A 25478-nucleotide genomic window follows, 5' to 3' on the forward strand; every position below is an offset into this window, starting at 1 on the left:
TCTCTACTTCTCTAACGTATTACGGATTTGTTCCATTCGCATTTTTCCCCAATCATACATCATTTCAACGATTGGTAAAAGCGACATGCCTAGTTCCGTCATATAATACTCAACACGCGGAGGAATTTCTGGATATACTGTTCGATCAACAATCCCATCCTCCATTAACTCTTTTAATTGGTTCGACAAAACTTTATGAGAAATGCTCGGGAATAGTCGTTGCAATTCACTAAAACGATGTGGCCCTTCCACACCTAAGTGCCACAATATCACAACTTTCCACTTCCCACTAATAATAGAAAGCGTCAATTCCTTTTCACAATTAAAATTACCATTTTGTATTTTACCTTGAATATCTTTTCGAATATTTTCGGACATTAATAGTCTCCTAACTCTAGATCAATCACTAAAAAGCTCTCTCATCATTGTAAATGAGAGAGGCTAAGATGTCTAAAAAGTAATTATACAGAAAAAAAGAAGCCGCATAAACGACTCCTTTTTTATTTTAATTATTAGTTGTCATCCATTTTCAGTACAGCCATGAATGCTTCTTGCGGTACTTCTACAGAACCAACAGACTTCATACGTTTTTTACCTTCTTTTTGCTTATCAAGAAGTTTACGTTTACGAGAAATGTCACCACCGTAACATTTTGCAAGTACGTTTTTACGCATCGCTTTAATTGTAGAACGGGCTACAACTTTATTTCCGATAGTAGCCTGAATTGGTACTTCGAACTGTTGTCTTGGAATTAATTCTTTTAATTTCTCTACGATTACTTTACCACGGTCATATGCTGAATCACGGTGCACGATGAATGATAAAGCATCCACTTGTTCATTATTTAAAAGAATATCCATTTTCACAAGTTTAGATGGTTTATAACCAATTAACTCGTAGTCAAATGATGCATATCCTTTCGTATTTGATTTCAATTGATCGAAGAAATCATATACGATTTCTGATAACGGGATGTCATATGTCAATGTAACACGTGTTTCATCTAAATACTGCATATCAATAAACGTTCCACGTTTACCTTGGCAAATTTCCATTACAGCTCCAACATAGTCATTCGGAACCATAATTGCAGCCTTCACAAACGGCTCTTCTACACGATCAATAGACTGTGGATCTGGCATATTAGATGGATTATCAACAATAACATCTTCACCGTTTGTTAAATAAACTTTATAAATAACGCTTGGCGCTGTTGTAATTAAGTCAATCTTAAATTCACGTTCAATACGTTCTTGAATAATTTCCATGTGAAGAAGTCCTAAGAAACCACAACGGAAACCAAATCCTAGCGCTTGAGATGTTTCTGGTTCAAACTCAAGAGCAGAATCATTCAATTCTAGTTTTTCTAATGCATCACGTAAATCGTTATAGCGAGCAGAATCAATCGGATATAAACCACAGAATACCATTGGATTTAACTTACGATATCCTGCTAACGCCTCTGTAGCTGGACGTTTCGCATGTGTAATCGTATCACCAACGCGTGTATCACCAACGTTTTTAATAGATGCTGCTAAGAAACCTACATCACCTACTGTTAACTCGTCACGTTGCGTTGTTTTCGGTGTAAACACACCTACTTCTGTTACTTCAAATTCTTTTCCAGTTGCCATCATACGTACTTTATCGCCAACTTTTACCGTTCCATTTACAACACGGATATAAGCAATTACACCACGATACGGATCATATAAAGAGTCGAAAATCATACATTGTAACGGCTCTTCTGAATCACCTGTTGGAGCTGGTACTTTTTCAACGATTTGTTCTAAAATTTCTTCAATACCAATTCCAGCTTTTGCTGAAGCAAGTACTGCTTCTGATGCATCTAAACCAATTACATCTTCTACCTCTTGACGTACACGTTCTGGGTCCGCACTTGGTAAGTCGATTTTATTAATAACTGGTAAAATTTCTAAATTGTTATCAAGCGCTAAATATACGTTTGCTAACGTTTGCGCTTCAATACCTTGTGCTGCATCCACAACAAGAATTGCACCTTCACAAGCCGCTAAACTACGAGATACTTCGTACGTAAAATCGACATGTCCTGGTGTATCGATCAAGTGAAGAATATACTCTTCACCGTCTTTCGCTTTATACGTTAATTGTACTGCATTTAATTTAATTGTAATACCGCGCTCACGCTCTAACTCCATAGAGTCAAGTAATTGTGCCTTCATTTCGCGCTGTGTTAACGCGTTTGTTTTCTCCAAAATACGGTCTGCCAACGTTGATTTCCCGTGGTCAATGTGAGCAATGATGGAGAAGTTACGAATTTTCGACTGTCTTTTTGCTCTTTCTTCTTTATTCATCTATGTTCTCAACTCCTAATAGTCTCGCCAATATACACTAGCACTGATTATATCAATAGAGCAGCAAAGATTCAATGAAAACTCGTGCTGCTTACAAGACAAATCATTCTATCTATATCTTATGCGAACAAACCATAAGAGACAAACTTTTTTCAAATTTAAAAACGGTTGTCTTTCAAATCTGTCAGACAACCGTCCTTCCCACTCTCCTTAACTAAAAATCCCTTTTAGCTTCCCAACAACTATATCCGTTCCAAACTTAGTTATATCGTAAGTAACACTTGCTATCGCCATACCAATACCTTCTACGACGTTGAAACTCTTTAAGTTTTCTAACTGTTTTTGTTTTTCAACAGCTGAAAATGCCTCGCCCAAAATTTCCGATTCAGCTCCTGCACCTTCTGTTCCTGTCATATGAGCAATTTGTTCATATGACAGCTGACGGTATCCCTTCATACTTTTCAAACCATGATTAGCGAGTCCTACTCCAGCTATCATCATAAGTAAACATACGACTGTACCGCATATACACAAGAGCGCAAATCGACTCCAACTATTGTCATCTCTATCCATCAATGTGTATATGCCCCTGTATTATCCTGATCAATTTGATGATGCAGCGCTGCATTTAAACCACTTGCTATTACATTTGCCATATCCTCGATAAACGTATCTACTTCTTTTGGCGTCACCATTAAATTATGACCAAGGGGAGATAACACTTCATAAATTAATTTTCTCTTTTCTTCTTCTTCTAACGTACCAATAGCACCTAAAAACATATTCCGGCTCTTTTCGTCAGGCATATCTTCTTCTGTTAATTTTTTCTTTTCTCCAAATGTAAAACCTGCTGGCAATAAAGAGCGTGATGGTTTGTTTCCTTCTTTCATTTCCCGTCCAAAATGTTTCAAAATGAAATCAATTGTATCACTTGTAATCGATACAGCATCGACCACCGTCGGAACACCTATTGCGATAACAGGGATACCTAACGTTTCTTTACTTAGTTCCTTACGTTTATTTCCAACACCAGACCCAGGATGAATTCCTGTATCAGAAATTTGTATCGTGCTATTTACTCGTTCAATAGAGCGCGCAGCTAATGCATCAATTGCGATGACAAAGTCTGGTTTCGTTTTCTCAATAATCCCATAAATAACATCACTCGTTTCGATTCCTGTAATCCCCATTACTCCTGGACGGATTGCACTAACAGGTCTAAATCCCTCTTCTACACTTTCAGGCTGTAATTGAAATAAATGTCTCGTTACCAGTACGTTTTCTACGACTATTGGTCCGAGCGCATCTGGCGTTACATTCCAATTCCCAAGACCAACAATTAAACAACTCGCTTCTTTTGAAACTCCAACATCCTCTAGGAAATAAGAAAATTCCTTCGCGAAAATACGCTCTACTTTTTGTTGAAGTTCTGTATCTTGTTGACGTATACCTTGCACTTCAAGAGTTAAATAATTTCCAGGTTTTTTCCCCATCGATTCAGATGCAATTTCATCAATAGTTACTTTCGTAACAGTAACACCCTCTTCTTCTCTCTCCTTTACAATAACTCCTTGTATCCCTTTTTGCTCTTCTTGGCGCTCTTGCAACATTTGATGTGCCTCTACAGCAAGGTCGGTTCTAACATTATATTTACTTAAATCTAATGGTTCTTTCATCGTATCTCCTCCGTAATTCATAGTAAATATCGTTAGATTTCCCAAAGTTATATAAGGTCATTCTTTCCTTTACGTGAAATTTCATTGATATACTATTGCAATTCTCTTCACCGTTTGATAGAATATCACTTGTTCTATGTAAGAATCGAGTCATTCGATTGCACCAGGGAGGTGAAAAGTATGGCAAACATCAAATCTGCTATCAAACGCGCTAAACTTAGCGAAGAGCGTCGTGCACATAACGCTTCTATCAAGTCTGACATGCGTTCTGCTGTTAAAACTGTAGAAGCTTTAGTTACTAATAACGATCTTGAAAATGCTAAAGAAGCTTTCAAAACTGCTTCTAAAAAACTTGACAAAGCAGCTCGTAAAGGTCTTATCCACCAAAACGCTGCAGCTCGTCAAAAATCTCGCTTAGCGAAACAAGTAAACGCGTAAGGCGTTTAAAAACGATCCATTCGGATCGTTTTTTTATATACAAAAAAGCTCATGTAACAAGTACATGAACTTTTTTGTATCATTACAGATGATTTAACCGCATTAAGAAAAACTCGAGCACAAGTTTCTTATCCATTTTTCCAGTCTTCATACTGTAATCAGCTTCCGCTAATTCTAAAATAACTCTTTTTAATTCTTCAAAAGAGAAAAATTTCGTTTGATTCATCGCCAACTTTACACGATACGGATGTACACCAATATGGGAAGCAATTTGATTTTGTCCATAACCGCGCTGCTGTAACTCCTTTACCTGATTCAGCAAACGGAATTGACTTACTAATAATGCGAGTAACTTAATTGGTTCTTCCTGCTGTGTGAATAATCCATCCAAAATTTGCATCGCACCTGCGATATCTTTTTTTACCACTTTTTCTGTCAAAGCAAACACATTTTGCTCAACGGATTTTGGTACAAGTTCCGCCACAAGTTTCGATGTAATTTCCCCGCCCATACCGACGTATAACGTTAGCTTGTCCATTTCCTTCGCCAACATCGTGACGTTACTTCCCACAAGCTCTAATAACAAACTAACAGCCGCGTTATCAACATATACATGCGCCTCTTCCGCACGAGAAACAACCCACTTCTGGACATCTTGCACTTGCATCGCATTCGCTTCTACTACATCCGCTGTTTTCTTTAATAGTTTCGTAATTTTTTTTCGTTCATCTAATTTTTCATAAGGCGCAACGAAAACAAGAATAGAAAAAGGAGAAGGTTCTCCGATATATTCTTCTAAAATTTTTATATTTTGTTCTAATTTTTCTTTTTGTGCCGTTAAAAATAATGGTGATTTTATTAATATAACTTTACGATCTCCAAAGAATGGAAGGGTACGTGCATCCTCAACCACGTCTTCTAAATACGCTTCTTCCAAATCATATGTCACAACATTAAACTCTCGATCTTCCTCTTCAAGTGCTTCCGTTGTAATCAGTTTTATCGTTTCATTTATAAAATACGCTTCCGTTCCATACAGTAAATACAACGGAGCAAACTGTTTCTTTTTAATTTTCTTATGTATATCACTCATACTTTTTCCTACTCCCTAACTTGGCAATATATATTTATACTAATGCCCTAGCTTTTGTTTTACAAGTACAAAGGAACAGGCTTTATAACCCGTCCCTTTATTTATATAAAACGCCACACAATAAGCCCCGGGTTTCTTATTGGTGTGCGGTAATCACCTTCCCTTTATTATTTACAATAGTAATCCAAGTATAAGTGCCAACTGTTAACATGCTTGGAAACGAAAAACTCTTGTTACTTAGCTAACAAAAAAGAGTATATATGCTCTTTTTCTCTCCATTTATAAATTGTAGATTTTTTTCTGACAATATTTTATACTAAAGTGGAATGTTGGGGAGGGATTCTAAATGAATAATTTTGAACAAAACGTTCAAAGCAAACGCAATGACGCTATTGATTCAGGGGTAGGATTTATCGTCTCATTTGGTTTTTTCGCAACACTTTTCATTATTGCAACTGTTATTAAATTTATCGGTTCTTAAAGGCTGCTGCTTAATGGCAGTCTTCTTTTTTATCTATTATGTGTTTCATCATATGTGATTTTACTGCGAAAGGTTCCTTTTTCCCCTTTAAAAACATAAGAAATAGCACCTTGCTTATCCGTACGCCATATTTCAATACCATTCTTCTTAAAACTCTCTATAACTTCCTTATGCGGGTGCCCATACCTATTACGCTCCCCAGCAGAAATAATCGCTATACTAGGCTGTACAAGGCTCAAAAAAGGGTCGGTAGATGACGTTTTACTCCCATGATGCGCAACCTTCAAAATGTTAGCCCTCAGCTCCGGATATGTTGATACTACAAGCCGTTCACCTTCTTCTTCTAAGTCACCCGTGAATAACCATGTTAACCCTCCTAATTTCGCCCATATTACAACCGAGGAATCATTTCCCTCTTTTTCTTTTCCTTTTGGAGCTAATACAAAAAATTCCGCTTCATTTACTCTCCATCCCTCACCCTCTCCTACTACACTTACCTTCACTCTCTTTGCTAACGCTGTTTTCTTTAACGCTTTTTCTAATACAGCATCTTGGTCCTTTCTCCCAAATACAACTTCTTTTATAGTAATAAATGATAATAAATCCTGCGCAGCGCCTATATGATCCGCATCTCCATGCGTTACAATTAATTTATCAATTGTTTTAATACCTTCCTTTTGTAAAAAAGGAATAAGAATATCATGTCCAACAGAAAATTCATGCTTTTTTTCTTGCCACGCTTCCTTCTTGATATGAAGCGCTCCACCTGTATCAATAAGATAGACCCCTTTATCGTACGGGAGACGAATTAATATCGCATCTCCCTGTCCAACATCAAGAAATGTAATACTCCCACTTTCGCGAAAATATGGTGATACATAATGACACGTACAAATAAAAAGAAATACGCCTACAACCATAAAAAAAATCCTTTGGGATATTCTCTTTTCCCAAAACACCAATATGCTAATAATGCTAAAACAATATATAATCACAAGAATTAAGGGTGTTTGACCGAAAGTAAGGCGGATAAACGGGAAATTTTCACAGTAGCTTAAAAAATTATTAGAAACGGTTAAACATATCGATAATACATATGCAATTCCTTTCGCAAGAAATGGAATGATCGGCATACATAGAAGGATAACAATGCTACAGGGTAATACAAAAATAGATAGAAACGGAACATACAAAAGGTTGAGGAAAATACTATAAGGAGAAAAATAACCAAAATGATATAGCAAAATTGGGGTGCTAACGAGCTGTGAAACAACAGAAATATAAATCGCATTTCGGATTGCTCCGTTACTACGCGCTAGTAATATTGGAGCAGATAACAGTAAGGAAAAGCTACCTACAAATGAAAACTGGAATCCAATATTGAAAATAAGATACGGATCGTATATAAGCATACATATAGCAGTTATACTTAATGCATCTAAGCTAGATAAGCGAACAGAACATATGAAAGCTACTAGCAACAATACTCCTGTTATAGAAGCCCTTACGACAGACGGTGATGCACCTGCTATGATCATATACAGAGGAATACAAACTATAAGACATACTGTTGCTCTCTCCTTCGTTACACCACTTCTTAGTAAAACAAAATACATTATAACTATCAGCAATACGATATGCGAACCTGAAATTGCCAACAAATGTATAAGACCAAATTGTTGATATTGTTCTTCTACTTCAAACGACATTTGTTGTCGATCTCCAAATAATAACGCGTTCATAAAAGCACCTGACTGTTCCGGAAATATTTCTGTAACTTTCGAGATTGCTTGTTGCCTAAAAAAGAAAATCCACTGCACGAGAGACAACGATGTTTTATGGCATTCAGAAATATCTATCACATTGAATATAAAATGTATTTTTTGCTGGTATAAATAATCACGATAATCAAAAGCATGAAAATTCCTGGCAGTTTGCGGTTCTTGCTTCTCCCCTTTAAATGTACATGCTATTCCTGCAAATAATTGACGCAGTTGCTCCTTTTCTGATGCAGATTGAATTTTATAGTTCAACTGCACTATATCCTCATTTTGATCTTTTATTTGAAAAGAAAGGCGATCCCCATTAATAAAAGGTGTATTTTGTATAACACCTCGTGTAACTTCGTAGGACCCTCCTAGAGGCTTATTTTGACTTTGAACATACGCGGTATACATAGCGCCACTAAAACACGCTAACATACAAATGATGAAGGTTATATGAGAGGTACGATACAAATAAAATAAAGCATAACCAACGAAACAACAAGCAGTCAACAAATACGACGAGGAAAAGGCAATTGCAATCCCCATTATAAACGAGATTGCAACATAGCCCGATTGTCCCTGCAACTCATACCCACTCCTTATAGCATCATTTTTGCTTTAGTGAATACATGCTGTAATTCTTCCATTGACAAACTATCTTTTTCGAAAGATGAGAATAGTTCTTTTAACTGCAAATGACGCTCTTGCTCCTCTAGCGAGGCAATATCGTATTCTAGCGGAACGTGTTTCACTGTCACATTTGCTTGTTCAAACAACTCTATGGCATACGGATGGTTTTTATAATCCTGTGCATAATAAACAGCTGTAATACCACTTTGAATAATCGCCTTGCAACATTGCAAACAAGGGAAATGCGTAACGTATATTTCCGATTCCTCTGTTTTCACACCAAACTTCGCACATTGCAATAAAGCATTCATTTCAGCATGAATTGTACGAACACAATGATTATCAATGACGTAGCAACCATCGTCTATACAATGCACACCACCTTTAATTGAACCATTATATCCGCCAGCAATAATTCGTTTATCACGAACGATTGTCGCTCCTACCGCAAGCCTTGTACATGTACTACGCAAAGATAATAAATGGCTTTGCGTCATAAAATATTGATCCCATGAAATTCGTTCCATATCTTCACCTACTTTTTTGTCTACTTGTAGTGTAGCGAAAAAAGAAAAACTTCGTCAATCTTTTACGGAATAATTATTTGATCTTTTATTTTCTCAAGTGACTTCGTTCCAATCCCGTCAATCTCCAATAAATCTTCTATTTTCTGAAACGGTCCGTGTTCTTCTCGATATTTCAAAATACTTTCCGCTTTCCGGGAACCAATACCTGTTATTTTTTCAAGTTGTTCTTTAGAAGCTGTATTTATTTGTACTTTCCCCTCTTTTTTTGAAGAAGCAGCCCCCTCTTGCACTGGTTCATTTTTGTTAGGAATATAAAGAAGCATTTGATCTTGTACAACTTGTGCCAAATTCACTTTCTTTATCTCTGCATCCGGTAAAAAACCACCTGCTTTTTCAACCGCATCCTTCACCCGCTCCCCTTCCTTCATTTCATACACTCCCTCTTTAAAAACAGCTCCTTTTACATCAATTACAATGTTTTTTTTCTGCTCCTTTGTGCCCAACTCTTTCGGTTTCCCTTTCTTCTCCACCTCTTTCATTTGGACATCTGTTGTCATAATTGTTTGCTCTGCATGCTGGTTCGTTTTCCAGAAAAGAAGAAAAATTGCAGTTCCAATAATAACCACTAACCCCAACCATTTCTTTGGAAAATCCCACATCATTTTACACCTCTAATCATAAATTCATAACATCATTCATATTGTTTAGGAGAAAGCCGTTACGAAGGAGGGATGAAACATTGAACATAGGAATTATAGGGACAGGGAACATGGGGAATATACTAATCGATGCTTTTTTAGAAACCCGTGCTGTCAAACCTTCGTGCCTTACTATTATTAATCGGACGCCTGACAAAGCATATCATATAAAGGAAAAATACCCTTCTGTTCATATAGCCCAAACAATCCAAGAGGTAATCGAACACTCCCAGCTTATTTTCATTTGCGTAAAACCGATAGATATATACCCTATCCTACAAAAATACGCTGAACATTTTTCAGATGAAAAGTGCTTAGTTTCTATTACAAGCCCAATATCTCCATCACAATTAGAAACGCTTATACCTTGCCATATCGCACGAATCATTCCAAGTATTACAAACCGCGCTTTATCTGGCGCATCACTATTTACATTTGGAAATAACTGCTCTGAAGAATGGAAACAAAAACTACTTCATCTATTCAAAAACATTTCTACTCCCCTTGTTATAGAAGAAGATATAACGCGCGTTTCATCTGATATAGCAAGCTGTGGCCCTGCTTTTTTTAGTTATTTATTACAATGTTTTATTAACGCTGCTGTAGATAAAACAAACATTACACATGAAGAAGCGACTACTTTAGTAAGTGAAATGGTCATTGGAATGGGGAAATTACTTGAAAAAGAAATTTTCACATTACCCACTTTACAAGAAAAGGTATGTGTCAAGGGCGGTGTTACAGGAGAAGGTATTCGCATTTTAGAAGCGCACGTTGGGGATATGTTTCATAAATTAATCGAACGGACACATGAGAAATTTGATGAAGATTTAAAGTGCGTTGAGCAGCAATTCAATAAACACACATAATAAATACGCCATCGTAATTCCAAATCCTTTAATTAATACTTATCTTTTTCATACTACATTTTCACTAAAACTAGCATCTTTACACTTTACACATATCATCTTTTTATTTTTCTAGAACTAAAACTACATCTTTTCTATAAAACAAAAGCAACCTTAGCGGTTGCTTTTGTTTTATCCATTCTTCTTCGCCATAAAAAAGATGCGCTCTGTCTGTTCTGTCACTTCAATTCGTTCAAAGTCACCTGTGACGCGAAGCACTGTAAACCCAGCTTCTTCAAGCCATTTCGTTAATACTTCAACCGAATATGCACGTTGCACGTGACATTCGTCAAAACGATGATACACATCTTCTTCTGAATCTTGTACAAAGAATGTCAAATCATGTTCCACACTATCTGATTCTTCTCCAGGGAAGCAGTTCCAAATAAGTGATATTTCTTCGCCATTCACTGTATACGTTTCATTTTGAAATACATGATGTATTTTATATAAAGAGTGTACATCGAATAAAAACAAGCCATCTTGACGTAAATGGTGGAAAACTCTTCTAAATGTTTCTTGTACTCCATCTTCTTGCAAGACATAATTTAATGAGTCACAAAAGATTGTCACACAATCAAATTCACCAGGAACATCAAGCTCTCTCATGTCCTGTTGGTAAAAAGGAATAAAGTAACCTTCTCCCCCCAATTTCTGCTGTGCAACAGTTAACATTTCTTCAGATAGATCTACACCAATTAAATCATAACCTTTTCGCACAAGCGGAAGTGTTACGTTACCCGTTCCACATGCTACGTCAAGAATTTTCGCCTCTTTCATAGATGCCTGTTGCAAACTTTCTTCTGTGAATTCCACCCATTTATCATAAGGGACATCATTCATCAGTTCGTCATACAGCAAAGCAAATTGTTCGTAGTTCATTGATCTAGCTCATCTGCGATATCTTCACGAGGTACATCGCCCCATAGACGCTCTAAATTATAGTGATCACGCTCGTCTTTATGGAATACATGAGCAACCACATCACCAAGGTCTACTAAAACCCAACGCGCTTCATCAAAACCTTCCATACGTTGTACATTAATTTCGAACTCATGTGCCTTTGCTTTAATTTCACGTGCAATTGCTTGCACTTGCTTGTCTGAATTTCCGTGACAAATAATAAAATAGTCTGCAATCGGTGAAATACCTTGCATATTTAGTACAACCATATCTTCTGCTCTCTTATCATCAGCTGCTTTTGCCGCTAATACTAATAACTCTTTATCTTTCATTTATTAATTTCCTCCTTGATAACTGCGTTGTATGTTTGGAATGTTAATGGATAAATCGTTTGATCTTTTTCCATTAAAAATTGAATTGTTCGCTTTAAAGCAAACAGTAAAGCTTGATTTATATCTTTATATGCGAGTTCCCTCGCCTCTTCCACACCAGGAAACTTACGTCCTGGTTCAATGTAATCTGCTACATAAATAACTTTATCTAACATTGTCATTTTTTCATGACCACTTGTATGATATGTAATAGCTTGTAGAATTTCAGAATCAGTAATGCCTACTTCTTTTTCTACTAAGTATGCCCCAACAGGTGCATGCCATAACTCTTTGTTATAGCGAAGTAGATCCTTCGGCAAATCTTCTCTCTTAATAATCTCTTCCATTTCTGGAATCGCTCTACATTTTGCATAATCGTGAAATATAGCAGCTGTCTCTGCCTTCTTCTCATCTACACCATATAACCGAGCAAGTTCAATCGCTGTTTCCATTACACCAATCGTGTGTATATAACGCTTTTCATGCATTTGTTGTTGGACAATACTAAGTGCTTCCTCACGATTCATACAACCCATTCCTCTCGATATATACCTGTACTTTTTCAGGGAGTAAATATTTGCACGTTTTCTTCGTCATATATCTCTCACGTAACAGAGAAGAAGAAACTGCAAACTCCGGAATTTCCACTTTTACGATATCATAAGGCGTATTTAATGTATAACCTGGTCTTGCAACTCCAACGAAAGTCACAAGCTTAAGTAACTTTTCAATGTTATACCACTTCGGCAAATACTCAACCATGTCTCCGCCAATAATAAAGTGAAACTGCACATCCGGATACTTCTCCGTTAATTGTACCATAGTGTCGTATGTATAAGATGGGCCTTCTCTGTCTAGCTCTTCTAAACAAATTGAAAAGCATGCTTCTTCCTCAGTCGCTATTTGCAGCATGTTTAATCGACTTTTCACACTCGTAATGTTACGCCCTTGCTTGTGTGGTGGAATTTGATTCGGCAAAAACCATACCTCTTCCAACCCTAAAGCATGATACACTTCATTTGCAATTAACAAATGCCCATTATGAGGTGGATCAAACGTGCCACCAATAATTCCAATTTTTCTCAAAAGAAACGCTCCTTCCTTTTACATACAGCAACTCTCCCCATAAATATTCGAAGAGAGTCTACTGTTAATATAAAAGTTCAATTGGTTTCAATTTCTACATATCAAGCGTCCACTACGAAATAACTCACGTATACCTTTTATCGTGGAAGCTTAATCTGCTTATTTTCTCTTGATTCTTTGTATAAAACAATTGTGCTCCCGATTACTTGAACGATTTCAGCTCGTGCACCTTGTGCAAGCTCTTCTGCAACTTCACGACGATCAAATTCACAGTTTTGTAATACGCTCACTTTAAATAGTTCACGAACTTCTAACGCTTCTCCAATTTGTTTCACCATATTTTCATTTACGCCACCTTTTCCTACTTGAAAAATCGGTGTTAAATGATGTGCCTTTGCACGTAAAAATCTTTTTTGCTTTCCTGTTAACATATAATTAGCCTCCAAGCTCTCTCATTACTAATTGTTTCATTCTATCAATATTCGGCACGCACCCTGTCCACATTTCAAATGCAAGTGCGCCTTGATAAACGAACATATCGATTCCATTTTGAATTATTGCACCTTGTTCTTTCGCATCGCCTAAAATTTTCGTCTCAAATGGATTATAAATAATATCAGAAACAATCGTTCCTTGTTTCAACGAACGAATTTCTAGCGGTGCATATTCAACATGCGGATGCATGCCTATCGTTGTTGTTTGGATGATAATATCATATTCCCCTTGGATTTCCGCTGCGCGTTCTAGCGATAGAGCATGTGAACTAACATTTCCCATGCATCCAGCAATAAGACTTTCCGCCTTATCTACAGTACGATTAGCAATATCAATTGCTTTCACACCTACATCTGCAAGCGAAAAGTAAATAGCTCGACTAGCACCGCCTGCACCGATTAATAAAATACGTTTCTCTTGAAGTGGATCTTCACTAATTGACTGAAGGGCACGAACAAAACCAATTCCATCCGTATTATACCCAATCAATTTTCCATCTCGATGGACTACCGTATTTACTGCACCGATTTGCTCTGCTAGCGGGGCAACTTCATCTAGATACTCCATAATTGCAACTTTGTGAGGAGTCGTTACATTAAATCCTGAAATGCCTAATGCTTTTAAACCTTTTACTGCTTCCCCTAACGCTTCTTCTTCTACAAGAAACGCATGATAATGGGCATCCATATTCAAGTGTTCAAATGCATCGTTATGCATAACGGGTGATAATGAATGTCCAATTGGATTTCCGATTACACCATATAATTGTTTCATAAATCCCTCTCCATATTAAATTAAAGATTTACGTAATGAAACACTTACTCCTTTTGGTACATGAGCAACAATTTTCGCTCCTGATTCATTTACAGTAACCCAGCCCAATCCAGAGAATACAACGTCCGTTTTCGGCTCACGAATATTAAATTCATATTTCACAAACTCAGGCATATTTTCTAATTCTTCTGGTGTCGGTGGATTCAATAATTCCCCAGCATGTCTCTCGTACAATTCATCAGCCTTTTCAAGCTTTGTGCGATGGATTGTTAAACGGTTTGAGAAATGACAAGTGAATGCACGACGGCCTCCACTTACATAATCAAATCGTGCTAATCCGCCAAAGAATAATGTTTGTTCCTCATTTAATTGGAATACCATTGGCTTAATCTCTGTAGTTGGTGTAATAAGCTTTAAGCTTTGTTTCCCAACATAATGTGCCATTTGATGATGGTTAATAATACCTGGCGTATCAAATAAAGAAGATTCTTCGTCTAATGGAATATCAATTAAATCAAGTGTTGTTCCCGGGAAATGTGATGTTGTAATTACATTCTCAGTCTCATCACTAAACTCTTTAATCATACGGTTAATAAATGTTGATTTACCAACATTCGTACAGCCAACAACATAAACATCTTTGCCTTCACGGTAATACTCAATTGCATCCGCAAGTTCAGTGATTCCTTGCCCTTTAGCTGCACTGATCAAAAAGACATCTTCTGGTTTTAAACCAAGTTGCTTTGCACTATAACGCATCCAATGTTTTACTTTATCATGCTTAACTGACTTTGGAATTAAGTCAGCCTTATTCCCAACAAGTAATACTTTATTATTCCCTACAAAACGATGTAAGCCTGGTAACCAGCTACCATTGAAATCGAAAATATCTACGATTTTGACCACTAGTGCGTCCGATTGTCCAATTCCGTTCAAAATACGAAGGAAATCATCATCCGTTAAAGATACATCTTGAATTTCGTTATAATGTTTCAAACGAAAACAACGTTGGCAAATTACTTGTTCTTTTTCTAAAGATGATGCAGGAGCGTATCCTACTTCATTTTTATTTTCTGTTTGAATTTCTACACCGCAACCAATACATTTAATTGTTTCAGTCAAACTTTATTCCTCCCAATTAATTAAGCCTTTTTTCTTCATGTTTCTCATAATTCTTCGTTCAATTTTTCGATTAAAGCGTGTTACCAATCCGTCTGTTTGCGCTACTGGTACAACTAAAATTGTATGAAGTCCCACACGATTCCCACCGAGCACATCCGTTAGTAACTGATCTCCAATTACTACAACTTCATCTGGTTGTAAATGCATCTCTTGTATTGCGCGCTTAAAGGCACGAACAAACGGTTTACGCGCACTATGAATAAACGGAATACCTAATGGGTCAGCGAAGTCTTTAACGCGTTGCTCGTTATTGTTTGAAACGACCGTTACTTGAATATCATTTTCTTTCATTTTCAAAAACCACTCTTCAAGCTGTGGTGTTGCGTTTGGACGATCCCATTCAATTAAAGTGTTATCTAAATCAGTAATAACTCCTTTAATTCCACGCTTTTTCAAATCTTCTGGTTGAACATGATATACATTTTTCACATATTCATTTGGTAAAAATAACTTCAATTTCTTTCACCTCTTTGAGGATTTTTCATAAAATTTTTCGACAACATTTTTCGATAGATAACCTGTGGATAAACTTGTACACACTTTCCACATTAATTTTTCAGTTAATTTGGAATTTACTAACATTCTATACACATTTTATCCACTGCGGTATGTGGATAACCTCTTGTTTGTGACTGTCATATTTTTTTGGTACATTAAATGCAACAACGAATCAATCCTTATATTATTAGGAGGTGACTCACCTTGAAAACAAAACATATGGAACAGTTATCTACTGAGTTACTCACTGAGTCTTATTATAAAGCAAAAGAACTAAAATTAAATCCCGACTTCATTTTACTTATAAAACAAGAAATTATTCGACGCTCGTTAGAGGACAAGCTCGTCAAATCTTCTTGAGTACATATAGATTGCTGATTGACCTGTAAAAAGAGCCATCCTGCGATGGCTCTCGAATAAACAAGTACTCCCATCTAGGGGATTTCTTCATTAAGCATCTTTGTCCATATTTCTTAATTAGAGCTTCATAAGCATATTATAAAATCTTTTCTTTACTTATGAGATAATCGTGTTGCAATTTTTTCACCCAGACGCAGCTCTTGTCCACTTGTCAATTCCTGCACTGCTTCAATCATATCTTTTTCAAATAATAAAACAACTGTTGAACCAAATGTAAAGTATGCCATCTCTTCACCTTTTTGAACAGTACTTCTTTCATGAAGGAGCTCAATACTATTAACAAACATGGCACCTACTTTTACAAGCGCCATATGTTCACCTTCACTATTTACTTCTGTAACAGAGCGATAATTTTTTGACAATGGTTCTTTCCCATACTCCATACCCGCTGCATTTACCGGATATGATTTTCTGCCAAGTACAAATCTTTCAGTGACAGATCCAGAGAGCGGACTATGAATACGATGATAATGACTTGGACTCAAATAAATTACCATGTATGTACCGCCTGCATATCGCTTTGCACGCTCTTCATTACCTAGCATATCCACAATTGAATAACGCTTTCCTTTTATATCGAATGTTTTTGTATCCTCAATAGGACCTTGATCAGCAAAAACACCGTCAACAGGACTAACGATACTCGATGCATCTGCATCAATACTACGCTTTCCTTCTTTTAGCCTACGCGTAAATAAATCATGCAATGTTTGATATTCCTTCAAACCCTTTTCCATCTCATCTTGATTAATTTGAAAAACTTTCGCATACGATGGAATAATGATAGAGCTCAAACGAGATTGTGCAAATTTACGTAATATATAAGAAGTAAAACGACCATTTGTAAGTTCGATCATAAGTCGATATAATGTACGTCGCAAATTACGAAACCTCCTAACCAGTCTATAACTTTAGTTTCTCCTTCTTTTCTCTCTATATCATATGTAAAATTGGTTCTTATTCCCACATATAGCATGGAGCCGTCTCGTTATACATGAAGAAAAACTAAGTATAATTTTTATTCTTAAATTGTTTAGCACCTTCTAATATTACAGATAGAACCCGCCATTTTCAACAGTGAACATGTATTTCTTCTTAGAGCAGCTCGTTTTCTTTCCTTTTTACAGAAGAAAAAGCAGCCGCTTTTGAAATACGGTTGCCTTTCCTATACTCTATTCTTTTGCTTTCTTCTCTTTCTCAGCCCGCACAAATTCATGGAACATTTTCATTAAAGCACGCTTTTCAATTCGCGATACGTAGCTTCTTGAAATACCGAGTGCCTTCGCAATCTCCCTCTGTGTTTTCTCTTTATCAAGCCCTAGTCCAAAACGCTTCACAATTACTTCTTTCTCTCGTTCGTCTAAAATATCGATATACTCTTTAATCTTTTCTAACTCCATACTAAGCTGAATCATATCAATTACATCTTCAGATTCTGACTTTAATATATCAATAAGCGATATTTCATTGCCCTCTTTATCTTGCCCGATTGGATCATGAAGTGAAACATCTTTTTTCGTCTTCTTCAGCACACGTAAATGCATCAAAATTTCATTTTCGATACAGCGTGCTGCATATGTCGCAAGCTTAGTTCCTTTCCCTGCAGAATAACTCTCGATCGCTTTAATGAGCCCAATTGTACCAATTGAAATTAAATCTTCTGCATCTTCACCGGTGTTTTCAAATTTCTTAACGATATGAGCTACAAGCCGTAAATTATGTTCAATTAAAAGATTTCTCGCTTGAGCATCACCTTGCTCCATTAACTCTAAGTACTTTCTCTCATCATCTGATGATAACGGCTGCGGGAACGCATTGTTCTTCACATAAGAAACAAATACAAACACTTCTCGAACCATATATCCAATTGCGGCGAATAGACTCAAACCTTTCACCTCCGCCAAAATAGTGGTCTTTATTATGTGTATGTGGGCGTGAGGTTGTTTGTGTCTGTACGATGTTTTTAAGCTTAATATTTGTCTCACAAAGCCTCAATACGTATACTTAAACAACAGATAGGAGGGTAAAATGTGAAATTATTTATTACCTTCTTGTACCTGAGTAGCTTGTAAGAGATGAACTCCTTGTACGCTCTTGCAAGCTGCTTGTACTACAAGGAGGGATTACATATATGAAATTTGAAAGAACACGTGCTTATACAAGAAACCAACGTCAGCGTACGATGCGCCGAAAGATGATTATCGCAAAACACGCATGGGGACATACTCCTGAAACAGCTGGTATTTTTGCAAAAGGAAAAATTCACTGCTCCTGTGGAATGTGCACAATAAAATGGAGAACAGAAGGACCACCTGCTAGTGTACAAAAGTGGTTATACAAAATTGATACATACGAAGAATAAATCGTTCTTTCTAAAAAAGGGCTTCTCTCGAAGACCTTTTTCTCTATTTAAAAGCTTATTTGCTCCAAATTTTCTCCCCAGTACGCGCATCGATATAACGAATTTCTCGACTACAATCGAAAGGTTCTTTATGATTTTCATCCGTCGTTTGTTTATACAGCAGCTTGTATTTCGTTTCCTCTGCAGCATTATCTAAAGACCATTCTAGTCTAACTCGGATGGCCCCTCTGTATATTTCTAACGCTTTTTCTTTTGCTACTGTTGGTGTTGTTTCATATGTGAGCAATTCTTTTATAAGATTACTAGATTCTCCTGAGTAATGCATCACAGCACCATTCTCTGCATTGATGTTGACCATTATATATTCTCCCTCTACATGAATGTCATTTACATATATCGAAAAGGAAAATCTCTCTATCCCTTCTTCTTCCTCATCATGTTCATCCCAAAGACGAAGATATTCCGTAACATCTGGAGTAACTCGTTCTAAAAATTGAAGTGCTTTTTGTAAACATTCCTCTCTAGATAATATTTGTTTCGCTTCTTTATCTTCTGTCAGTTTTATAAAACCAATTAATGCATTGGTTGATTTATCCCTAGTAGTTCCAACTAAATTATTATATTTTAACATCGGTAAATGCTTTTTAAAGAATTCATTCATTAAATATGGATTCTTTTCTTCTTTCTGTTTTTGCAACTCCTCTTCCGGGACAAATTTCATCCTTATTGCATCTTCTTTTTCCGTCTCATCTACTTTTGTGAAACTTTCTTTATCCCAGTCAAACAAATCGAATATATCATCTTGTCGACTACTTTTTTCCGGCTTGGTAACAGCTACTGTTGGAGATAATTTATAGTGATCTGGTCCAAACAAATTCTTACCTGTACTTGCATCAATAAACGCATGACTAGGTTCCGGTTCATATACAAGATGGTACCCTTTTACTTCTTCTCCATTTTCATATTCACATGAGGAGTATGTTAAATCAGCAAATACAAGTCTCATATCTTGTCTAGCCTTGAGGTTATCTAAAACAATGCTCTCATCAACAATTTCAATTGGCCATAACGGTTTTTCCTGTATACTTTCCCCTCCGTTATAATGCAAGTTCACAACATTACCTGAAGGATGAACTCGCACAACACATCCTGTATCCGGTAATGGATATCCTTTCACTTCCTGCATATAATTTATTTCTTTCCAACCACGCCAGTCATCCTTAATTGACACATATGTATAAAATTCTAATCCGTCTTCCACATATTTTTTATAAATACATTTGCAACCTCTCTTGCCTTATTCTCCTCTATCACTTCTTTATCACTCGAAAAATAATTTTCATCATCTATCCTGAATTCAAATAGATTACCAGTATGCCTATTTAATGAAATTTGTATCTGTTTCTCCTCATCCTCTTTATGCCCCCACCATAATAAATGATGCGGATCATCCACTCCTTCTTGATCATCTACAACAAGACTGTATTCATCTGGAATTTCAATAATATGAGCCACTTGCTCTTTTCTTTCTTTATCTTTTTGATTCATCATACCCTCCTCCTTATTACAATTTAAGGTAATTATAACAAAAAAAGACTAGAGGAATCTCTAGTCTTCTACTTCGTTTCACGATGTAACGTAACTCGCTTTAATCGTGGACAATATTTTTTTAGTTCAATGCGCTCTGGATTGTTTCGTTTATTCTTTTTAGAAATATAGTTACGATCACCGCACTCCGTACAAGCTAATGTAATATTTACACGCATATGTATTCTCCTTTCTTTCAAAGATTGCAACTAAAACGTAATGATTACGATTTATATATTATATAACTTCATTCTATTTGTCAATTGCAAAACAAAAGGATTCTATATGTCCTTCTCAACAATCATAAATTCGAATTTATATTAATTTATGAAGCTGAATAACTGAAATTAAAACCTTTAAATTGCGACAATAATTTTTATTTACAAAAAAAAGACAAAAAACTGAAACAATTAGTTCATACGAATTTCACATGAATCTATTACTATAGGAATTGTACATAGCGAACTTACTAACAACTGCGTTTATTAATATATAAAATTTCATTTGAAAGGAGTTGAAAATATGAAAACTAAATATCGCTTTATGATTTCATCATTTGCTGCTTGCGCCTACATGATTTGGTGTTTAGTATAATAACAACTTCACTTGTAAATAAGAAAAGGTGTGTATATAAATGGAATATAACCAATCAACAGTTAACTACTGGAAAGCTTTTGTACTACCTTATACATTCGCTTTAGAAGAGTTAAAAACTAAATTTGAAATTATGAACCGGGAAGCTCAATTTTTAGAGGATTACAACCCGTTTGAACATATAAAGACGAGACTTAAACAACCCGAAAGTATCATTAGGAAGCTTGAGCGTAAAAACTTATTACCAACAGTTGAAAATGCTCAAACACAATTACAAGATATTATTGGTATCCGTATTACATGTTGCTTTGTAGAAGACATTTACCATTTAAAAGAGGTTATTGAAAATCGTGAAGATATGGAAATTGTAGAAGTAAAAGATTATATCGCTAACCCAAAACAAAACGGATATAAAAGTCTACACATGATTATTAAATATCCGTTATCACTAAATTCTGGTACGAAAGATGTCTTTGCTGAAATCCAATTACGTACACTTGCGATGGACTTTTGGGCAAGTTTAGAACATAAACTGTACTATAAATATGAAGGAAATATACCTGATTATTTGAGAGATGAACTACATGATGCGGCTATGAAAGCTGAAGATCTCGATAATAAAATGGCGACAATCCGTCAAGATATTGATGATATTGAAGCATGTTCAAATCAAATTTTATTACCACTTTAAAAAGGTTCTCTCTACGAGAACCTTTTTTATTTCTTTTCTATCGTACGAACCTCTTCAATTTTCCAGCCTGCCTCTTCTTTTCCAAGTGCATACTGTACTTTCTTCTGCAAAATAACTCCCCCGTCTACTTCTTTTTCCTCTGTTTCAACGATAACAAGTCCCTCTTTAAGAGCTTTCATATTCATACGCTCTAATTCAATTTTCTTATTTCCCTTTTGAAACGCTGCTTCCTTTTGTGTTTTTAAGTCTTCAGCACTAGGCATCTTCTTTGAAAATAACTCCATATGTTCAGCAAGATTTTTTTCATTCGTCGTCCGTACAAATGCCTCAATAACATCTTGAATGGATTTCTCTTCTTCTTTCGTTATATGTACCTTTTCCTCAGTTTTTTTAGCAGATTTTTGTTCTATATTATTCTCTTGAGATTGACATCCAACTAGCAATAATACAAATACTAAAAGGAATCTTACTTTCCCTAAAAAAATCCTCATCTTTCCATCTCCTAAAAAGAAAAGTGAGGCATTTCGCCTCACTTTCATTTATAATTAGCGTCTTCCTTTATTCGGATCGCCACCGCCAACAATGTCAAAGACACGTTTAGCTATATTTGTATTCTCTTGAACACCAGAGAATAAGTATTTACCTGGGCCAAATGCATACACGTTCACATCTTCACCTGTATGTCCACCCGTTGTCCAGCCTGTAACCGAACGCTTATTGAAGATATCTTCAATTGCATTATCAATCTTTGTTACATCTTTTGATGGAGCTATATCATTTACAGCTTTAATTTCTTCTGGTGTTAACTGTAAATCAATATACTTTTTCAATGTTTCTTCTACATTTGCACCTTTTGCAATCTCATTTGCCATAAAGTCTGGTGTACGTTTCGCAGCTTTAATCGGTTCTACTTTAAAGTTATACTCACCATTCGCACCTAAAGATAAACCGCCAGTAGAATGATCCGCAGTTGCAACAACTAATGTGTTCTTATCTTTTTTCGCAAACTCAATTGCTGCTTTAAATGCTTTTTCGAAGTCTTCCATTTCACTCATTGCACCGACAATATCATTATCATGTCCAGCCCAATCAATTTGACTACCTTCGACCATTAAGAAGAAACCATCTTTATTTTTGTTCAAGCGCTCAATCGCCGCATTTGTCATCTCTTCTAATGACGGTGTTTTATCATTACGGTCAATCATTTTATCTAAACCACCTGGTGCAAATAAACCAAGAACTTGATCACTTTTATCATTTAATAATTGATTACGATCTGTTACATAACTATAACCGGACTTCTTAAACTCTTCTGTAAGATTGCGGTCTTTTCTAACAAAGTTATTGACGCCACCGCCAAGCATAACATCTATTTTATGCTTACCTTTAATTTTCTCATCAAAGTAATCATTTGCAATTGCATCCATATTTTTACGACTAATATCATGTGCACCGAAAGCGGCTGGCGTTGCATGCGTAATTTCAGAAGTCGCAACGAGCCCCGTTGATTTCCCTCTTTCTTTCGCTTGCTCCAACACTGTTTTCACTTCAGCTTTATCATTATCAACTGCAATTGCTGCATTATATGTTTTTATACCTGCTGACATCGCAGTTGCTGCCGATGCAGAGTCTGTAATATTTTCATGTTCATCTTCTGGATATGTTTTTTGTGTTCCTACAAGATGCTTATCAAATTCTGTAGATTCCATCTCAAATGTTTTTGGATTATCTTTCATATAACGATGAGCTGTCATATATGAAGGCCCCATACCATCCCCAATTAATACAATGACATTTTTAATTTTTGCATTGTTTCCGTTCTCATCTGCATTAACCTCACTAGAACGCGTAAAATTCCATGTCGCTACCGAAGTAACTGCTAACGACGCCACAACTGCAAATGGCCATGCTTTTTTTACAAACTTTTTCACTGTCTTGTCCCCCTAATTAGGTTATTCATTTCCCACTATTCAATCTAATAGAAGACTATTAAGATAAAAGTAGTTATATGTAAATTTTTTGTTAACTTATGTAAATATCAGTTATAATTTGTATAACTTTGTCCTTTCATATCAAGCATAATGTCCTTTACAAACTAAATATAAACAAATTGGATTTCTTTTAACGTAAATCGATTACTTTACATTTTGTAACATTCTGTTCTCTACTTTTTTTCTAATTTGAATAGAAATGTGGTGAATCTTTATGGAAACAGTAAAACTAGACAAATCTGCCATTCCAGATTTACTCTCTCTTTGCGAATCTATCGGATGGTTACAACATGAAGCCTTTATGAAAGAACAATTCCATATGTATCTTTCAATTGGTACAATTTTTGGCTATGTACATAAAAATAAACTTATTGCAGCTGGAGGGGTATTTCCATTTGATCGTGGATTTTCTTCTATCGGTATGTTAATCGTACATCCTGATTTTCAAAGACAAGGAATCGGCCGTATTTTGCTAAACAACAGTTTAGCTCTAACTCATTCATCGTTTCCTATTCTGCTCATTGCAACAAAAGCTGGTGAACCTTTATATCAATCATATGGATTTCAATCAATAACAACAATTCATCGTTTCGAAAAACAAGCGAATCACATAAGTACAAAGTCTGTTCCCATAAAACAAATTCAGAAAAATGATCTTCCTTCTCTTGTTTTTCTTGATCAAACTGCGACTGGTGCTCATCGTTCTAAGCTTTATTCATCGCTACTATCGAGAGCAACCTACTCATTTAAAATAGAACGGGATAATCAAATCGATGCTTTTGCTTTATGCATACAAAAAGGAGATGTGCTATGTATTACTCCACTTATTTCAAAAACAGAAGAAGACTCTATTCACTTATTAGAAATAATTTGTAAATCGTGGAATGGGACAATACGCATTGATGTCCCGCATTCACAATTCTTATTCCGCCAATTTCTTCAAACAGCAAATTTCCATGAAGTACTTCTTTCACCTCTTATGATAAAGAATGGTGATCAACTTCCTGGAAATCGTAATATGCTATTTGCTATGATAGATGCAGCGTTATGTTAGAAAGGGGACAACTAATTGAAGCGACTTAGCTATTTTATAGCGAGCTGTCTGACTCTTACATCACTAGTAGGATGTAGTGCAGCAGAAAAGCCCGTAGAACAAGTAAAACAAGTAAAAAATACAATTACCGCGAAATTAACTACAGAAGAAAAAATGGTTGAAATAGATGGACAAACTATTTACTTTAAGCAAATTGGCAGCAAGAAACCACCTTTACTTATGATCCATGGATTTGGTGGATCATCAGATGGATTTCAAAAGATTTACTCAGATTTAGCAAAAGATCATACGATTATTTCTGTTGACGCCTTAGGATTCGGACGTTCCTCTAAGCCGATGGATTTTTATTATTCTTTCCCAACTCATGCAAATTTGTATTATAAGCTAATGAAAAAACTAGGTTATGATACATTCGCAATACTTGGTCACTCCATGGGCGGAGAAATTTCTCTTAATTTAACATACTTATATCCTGATGCGGTTACCCATCTTATTTTAACTGACGCTACAGGCGGGCCTCACTCATTAGTGAATAAGCAGGGATCTCCTAAACCACAATTATCGACTGATTTAAGTACAGTTTCTTCTATTGCAGACTATGATGAGAGCAAAGTTAACTTCAAGCGTAATGATGAAGAACATTATAATAAAATGAAGTTGTGGCCTAGACGTCTTCAAATCAATGCAAATGAAATTAAGCAGCCAACTTTAATTATATGGGGAAGAAATGATAGTAGCGTTTCTTGGAAAGAAGGAGAAACTTATCATCAATTCTTAAAAAATAGTACTTTCCATATTATCGAAAAAGGTTATCACGCACCATTTCGTCAAGAGCCACAAGAATTTGTAGGGTATGTAAAAGATTTCTTCGAAAAAAATCCTATAAGTGCTGAAAAATAAACGGGTATCTCATGTTG

Annotated in this window: 29 protein-coding genes and 1 pseudogene; 8 read left to right on the forward strand and 22 right to left on the reverse strand. The window is 35.9% G+C overall.

Annotation, left to right across the window (positions count from 1 at the left end):
• Positions 1-3: 3 nt before the first annotated feature.
• The 4 genes from LUS72_RS21385 to gpr form a co-directional block, all read right to left on the reverse strand.
• The gene (locus LUS72_RS21385) at positions 4-378 is read right to left on the reverse strand and encodes a winged helix-turn-helix transcriptional regulator (protein ID WP_264448237.1); all 375 of its coding nucleotides are present in this window, start codon (positions 376-378) and stop codon (positions 4-6) included.
• Positions 379-512: 134 nt separating this feature from the next.
• Positions 513-2336 (reverse strand): elongation factor 4, encoded by a 1824-nt coding sequence (gene lepA, locus LUS72_RS21390; RefSeq protein WP_097830647.1) that lies wholly within the window; start codon positions 2334-2336, stop codon positions 513-515.
• A gap of 210 nt (positions 2337-2546) precedes the next feature.
• Positions 2547-2912 (reverse strand): YqxA family protein, encoded by a 366-nt coding sequence (locus LUS72_RS21395; RefSeq protein ID WP_170961039.1) that lies wholly within the window; start codon positions 2910-2912, stop codon positions 2547-2549.
• Positions 2909-4012, reverse strand: coding sequence for a GPR endopeptidase (gene gpr, locus LUS72_RS21400; RefSeq protein ID WP_097830645.1), 1104 nt, complete (start codon positions 4010-4012; stop codon positions 2909-2911). The genes LUS72_RS21395 and gpr overlap by 4 nt, the downstream gene beginning before the upstream one ends.
• Positions 4013-4192: 180 nt before the next feature.
• On the opposite strand from gpr, the gene rpsT reads away from it, so the two are divergent.
• Positions 4193-4450 carry a 30S ribosomal protein S20 gene (gene rpsT, locus LUS72_RS21405; RefSeq protein WP_001274011.1) on the forward strand — a complete coding sequence of 86 codons (258 nt, stop codon included), beginning with the start codon at positions 4193-4195 and terminating at the stop codon, positions 4448-4450.
• Between the two features lie 82 nt (positions 4451-4532).
• On the opposite strand, the gene holA is transcribed toward rpsT, so the two are convergent.
• Positions 4533-5543: a DNA polymerase III subunit delta gene (gene holA, locus LUS72_RS21410; RefSeq protein ID WP_097830644.1), complete on the reverse strand. Its 1011-nt coding sequence runs from the start codon at positions 5541-5543 to the stop codon at positions 4533-4535.
• Between the two features lie 346 nt (positions 5544-5889).
• Here holA and LUS72_RS21415 point away from each other — a divergent pair, with 346 nt between their 5' ends.
• Complete coding sequence (locus tag LUS72_RS21415; protein ID WP_001058627.1) at positions 5890-6024, forward strand: YqzM family protein; 135 nt, start codon at positions 5890-5892, stop codon at positions 6022-6024.
• Positions 6025-6053: 29 nt separating this feature from the next.
• On the opposite strand, the gene LUS72_RS21420 is transcribed toward LUS72_RS21415, so the two are convergent.
• The 3 genes from LUS72_RS21420 to LUS72_RS21430 form a co-directional block, all read right to left on the reverse strand.
• Complete coding sequence (locus LUS72_RS21420) at positions 6054-8375, reverse strand: DNA internalization-related competence protein ComEC/Rec2 (protein ID WP_097830643.1); 2322 nt, start codon at positions 8373-8375, stop codon at positions 6054-6056.
• A gap of 14 nt (positions 8376-8389) precedes the next feature.
• Complete coding sequence (locus LUS72_RS21425) at positions 8390-8947, reverse strand: ComE operon protein 2 (RefSeq protein WP_000439790.1); 558 nt, start codon at positions 8945-8947, stop codon at positions 8390-8392.
• A 62-nt stretch (positions 8948-9009) separates the two neighbouring features.
• Positions 9010-9609 (reverse strand): helix-hairpin-helix domain-containing protein, encoded by a 600-nt coding sequence (locus LUS72_RS21430; protein WP_097830642.1) that lies wholly within the window; start codon positions 9607-9609, stop codon positions 9010-9012.
• 77 nt (positions 9610-9686) lie between these two features.
• On the opposite strand from LUS72_RS21430, the gene comER reads away from it, so the two are divergent.
• Positions 9687-10514, forward strand: a complete 828-nt coding sequence (gene comER / locus LUS72_RS21435; protein ID WP_097830641.1) for a late competence protein ComER — start codon at positions 9687-9689, stop codon at positions 10512-10514.
• Between the two features lie 171 nt (positions 10515-10685).
• On the opposite strand, the gene LUS72_RS21440 is transcribed toward comER, so the two are convergent.
• From LUS72_RS21440 to LUS72_RS21475, 8 genes are all read right to left on the reverse strand, one after another.
• Entirely contained in the window at positions 10686-11435 is a 750-nt protein-coding gene (locus LUS72_RS21440; protein ID WP_097830640.1) for a class I SAM-dependent DNA methyltransferase, read from the reverse strand.
• Positions 11432-11788 carry a ribosome silencing factor gene (gene rsfS / locus LUS72_RS21445; protein WP_097830639.1) on the reverse strand — a complete coding sequence of 119 codons (357 nt, stop codon included), beginning with the start codon at positions 11786-11788 and terminating at the stop codon, positions 11432-11434. The genes LUS72_RS21440 and rsfS overlap by 4 nt, the downstream gene beginning before the upstream one ends.
• On the reverse strand, positions 11785-12354 hold the full coding sequence (yqeK, locus tag LUS72_RS21450) for a bis(5'-nucleosyl)-tetraphosphatase (symmetrical) YqeK (protein ID WP_097830638.1): 570 nt from the start codon (positions 12352-12354) through the stop codon (positions 11785-11787). The genes rsfS and yqeK overlap by 4 nt, the downstream gene beginning before the upstream one ends.
• Positions 12344-12913: a nicotinate-nucleotide adenylyltransferase gene (locus LUS72_RS21455; protein WP_097830637.1), complete on the reverse strand. Its 570-nt coding sequence runs from the start codon at positions 12911-12913 to the stop codon at positions 12344-12346. The genes yqeK and LUS72_RS21455 overlap by 11 nt, the downstream gene beginning before the upstream one ends.
• Positions 12914-13050: 137 nt before the next feature.
• Positions 13051-13344, reverse strand: coding sequence for a ribosome assembly RNA-binding protein YhbY (gene yhbY, locus LUS72_RS21460; protein ID WP_000955223.1), 294 nt, complete (start codon positions 13342-13344; stop codon positions 13051-13053).
• 4 nt (positions 13345-13348) lie between these two features.
• Positions 13349-14182: a shikimate dehydrogenase gene (aroE, locus tag LUS72_RS21465; RefSeq protein ID WP_264448238.1), complete on the reverse strand. Its 834-nt coding sequence runs from the start codon at positions 14180-14182 to the stop codon at positions 13349-13351.
• A 15-nt stretch (positions 14183-14197) separates the two neighbouring features.
• Complete coding sequence (gene yqeH, locus LUS72_RS21470) at positions 14198-15304, reverse strand: ribosome biogenesis GTPase YqeH (RefSeq protein WP_000140802.1); 1107 nt, start codon at positions 15302-15304, stop codon at positions 14198-14200.
• A gap of 3 nt (positions 15305-15307) precedes the next feature.
• Complete coding sequence (locus LUS72_RS21475; protein ID WP_097830635.1) at positions 15308-15820, reverse strand: YqeG family HAD IIIA-type phosphatase; 513 nt, start codon at positions 15818-15820, stop codon at positions 15308-15310.
• Positions 15821-16066: 246 nt separating this feature from the next.
• Between LUS72_RS21475 and LUS72_RS21480 the strand changes: the two genes are divergently transcribed.
• Positions 16067-16222 carry a sporulation histidine kinase inhibitor Sda gene (locus LUS72_RS21480; protein ID WP_000850094.1) on the forward strand — a complete coding sequence of 52 codons (156 nt, stop codon included), beginning with the start codon at positions 16067-16069 and terminating at the stop codon, positions 16220-16222.
• A 152-nt stretch (positions 16223-16374) separates the two neighbouring features.
• Here LUS72_RS21480 and LUS72_RS21485 read toward each other — a convergent pair whose 3' ends face one another.
• Both LUS72_RS21485 and sigK read right to left on the reverse strand, forming a co-directional pair.
• Positions 16375-17163, reverse strand: coding sequence for a phosphatidylserine decarboxylase (locus LUS72_RS21485; protein WP_071747392.1), 789 nt, complete (start codon positions 17161-17163; stop codon positions 16375-16377).
• 291 nt (positions 17164-17454) lie between these two features.
• The gene (gene sigK, locus LUS72_RS21490; RefSeq protein ID WP_000051382.1) at positions 17455-18168 is read right to left on the reverse strand and encodes an RNA polymerase sporulation sigma factor SigK; all 714 of its coding nucleotides are present in this window, start codon (positions 18166-18168) and stop codon (positions 17455-17457) included.
• Positions 18169-18413: 245 nt separating this feature from the next.
• Between sigK and LUS72_RS21495 the strand changes: the two genes are divergently transcribed.
• Positions 18414-18644 carry a hypothetical protein gene (locus LUS72_RS21495; RefSeq protein ID WP_264448239.1) on the forward strand — a complete coding sequence of 77 codons (231 nt, stop codon included), beginning with the start codon at positions 18414-18416 and terminating at the stop codon, positions 18642-18644.
• 55 nt (positions 18645-18699) lie between these two features.
• On the opposite strand, the pseudogene LUS72_RS21500 reads toward LUS72_RS21495, so the two are convergent.
• Positions 18700-20195 (reverse strand): annotated as a pseudogene (locus LUS72_RS21500) (YcdB/YcdC domain-containing protein).
• A gap of 65 nt (positions 20196-20260) precedes the next feature.
• Positions 20261-20410: a 50S ribosomal protein L33 gene (gene rpmG, locus LUS72_RS21505; RefSeq protein WP_001265617.1), complete on the reverse strand. Its 150-nt coding sequence runs from the start codon at positions 20408-20410 to the stop codon at positions 20261-20263.
• Between the two features lie 455 nt (positions 20411-20865).
• On the opposite strand from rpmG, the gene LUS72_RS21510 reads away from it, so the two are divergent.
• On the forward strand, positions 20866-21516 hold the full coding sequence (locus LUS72_RS21510) for a GTP pyrophosphokinase (RefSeq protein WP_097830633.1): 651 nt from the start codon (positions 20866-20868) through the stop codon (positions 21514-21516).
• Between the two features lie 26 nt (positions 21517-21542).
• On the opposite strand, the gene LUS72_RS21515 is transcribed toward LUS72_RS21510, so the two are convergent.
• Both LUS72_RS21515 and LUS72_RS21520 read right to left on the reverse strand, forming a co-directional pair.
• On the reverse strand, positions 21543-22007 hold the full coding sequence (locus LUS72_RS21515) for a hypothetical protein (RefSeq protein WP_097830632.1): 465 nt from the start codon (positions 22005-22007) through the stop codon (positions 21543-21545).
• 54 nt (positions 22008-22061) lie between these two features.
• The gene (locus tag LUS72_RS21520) at positions 22062-23447 is read right to left on the reverse strand and encodes an alkaline phosphatase (protein WP_097830631.1); all 1386 of its coding nucleotides are present in this window, start codon (positions 23445-23447) and stop codon (positions 22062-22064) included.
• A gap of 274 nt (positions 23448-23721) precedes the next feature.
• On the opposite strand from LUS72_RS21520, the gene LUS72_RS21525 reads away from it, so the two are divergent.
• Together LUS72_RS21525 and LUS72_RS21530 are read left to right on the forward strand one after the other, a co-directional pair.
• Positions 23722-24561, forward strand: a complete 840-nt coding sequence (locus LUS72_RS21525; protein WP_264448240.1) for a GNAT family N-acetyltransferase — start codon at positions 23722-23724, stop codon at positions 24559-24561.
• Positions 24562-24576: 15 nt separating this feature from the next.
• Positions 24577-25461, forward strand: coding sequence for an alpha/beta fold hydrolase (locus LUS72_RS21530; RefSeq protein WP_264448241.1), 885 nt, complete (start codon positions 24577-24579; stop codon positions 25459-25461).
• Positions 25462-25478: the final 17 nt, after the last annotated feature.

This window comes from Bacillus cereus (genome assembly GCF_025917685.1).
Taxonomy (GTDB): Bacteria; Bacillota; Bacilli; order Bacillales; family Bacillaceae_G; genus Bacillus_A; species Bacillus_A cereus_AT.

Excerpts from the sequence above, each read along its gene's own strand:
- rpmG (WP_001265617.1), bottom strand. The coding sequence starts at position 20,410 with ATGCGTGTAAATATTACATTAGCTTGTACGGAGTGCGGTGATCGTAAC.
- LUS72_RS21495 (WP_264448239.1), top strand. The coding sequence starts at position 18,414 with ATGAAATTTGAAAGAACACGTGCTTATACAAGAAACCAACGTCAGCGT.
- rpsT (WP_001274011.1), top strand. The coding sequence starts at position 4,193 with ATGGCAAACATCAAATCTGCTATCAAACGCGCTAAACTTAGCGAAGAG.
- LUS72_RS21510 (WP_097830633.1), top strand. The coding sequence starts at position 20,866 with ATGGAATATAACCAATCAACAGTTAACTACTGGAAAGCTTTTGTACTA.
- LUS72_RS21415 (WP_001058627.1), top strand. The coding sequence starts at position 5,890 with ATGAATAATTTTGAACAAAACGTTCAAAGCAAACGCAATGACGCTATT.
- yhbY (WP_000955223.1), bottom strand. The coding sequence starts at position 13,344 with ATGTTAACAGGAAAGCAAAAAAGATTTTTACGTGCAAAGGCACATCAT.
- LUS72_RS21425 (WP_000439790.1), bottom strand. The coding sequence starts at position 8,947 with ATGGAACGAATTTCATGGGATCAATATTTTATGACGCAAAGCCATTTA.
- LUS72_RS21440 (WP_097830640.1), bottom strand. The coding sequence starts at position 11,435 with ATGAACTACGAACAATTTGCTTTGCTGTATGACGAACTGATGAATGAT.
- LUS72_RS21525 (WP_264448240.1), top strand. The coding sequence starts at position 23,722 with ATGGAAACAGTAAAACTAGACAAATCTGCCATTCCAGATTTACTCTCT.
- LUS72_RS21515 (WP_097830632.1), bottom strand. The coding sequence starts at position 22,007 with ATGAGGATTTTTTTAGGGAAAGTAAGATTCCTTTTAGTATTTGTATTA.
- aroE (WP_264448238.1), bottom strand. The coding sequence starts at position 14,182 with ATGAAACAATTATATGGTGTAATCGGAAATCCAATTGGACATTCATTA.
- gpr (WP_097830645.1), bottom strand. The coding sequence starts at position 4,012 with ATGAAAGAACCATTAGATTTAAGTAAATATAATGTTAGAACCGACCTT.
- yqeK (WP_097830638.1), bottom strand. The coding sequence starts at position 12,354 with ATGAATCGTGAGGAAGCACTTAGTATTGTCCAACAACAAATGCATGAA.
- holA (WP_097830644.1), bottom strand. The coding sequence starts at position 5,543 with ATGAGTGATATACATAAGAAAATTAAAAAGAAACAGTTTGCTCCGTTG.
- LUS72_RS21430 (WP_097830642.1), bottom strand. The coding sequence starts at position 9,609 with ATGATGTGGGATTTTCCAAAGAAATGGTTGGGGTTAGTGGTTATTATT.
- LUS72_RS21385 (WP_264448237.1), bottom strand. The coding sequence starts at position 378 with ATGTCCGAAAATATTCGAAAAGATATTCAAGGTAAAATACAAAATGGT.
- rsfS (WP_097830639.1), bottom strand. The coding sequence starts at position 11,788 with ATGAAAGATAAAGAGTTATTAGTATTAGCGGCAAAAGCAGCTGATGAT.
- lepA (WP_097830647.1), bottom strand. The coding sequence starts at position 2,336 with ATGAATAAAGAAGAAAGAGCAAAAAGACAGTCGAAAATTCGTAACTTC.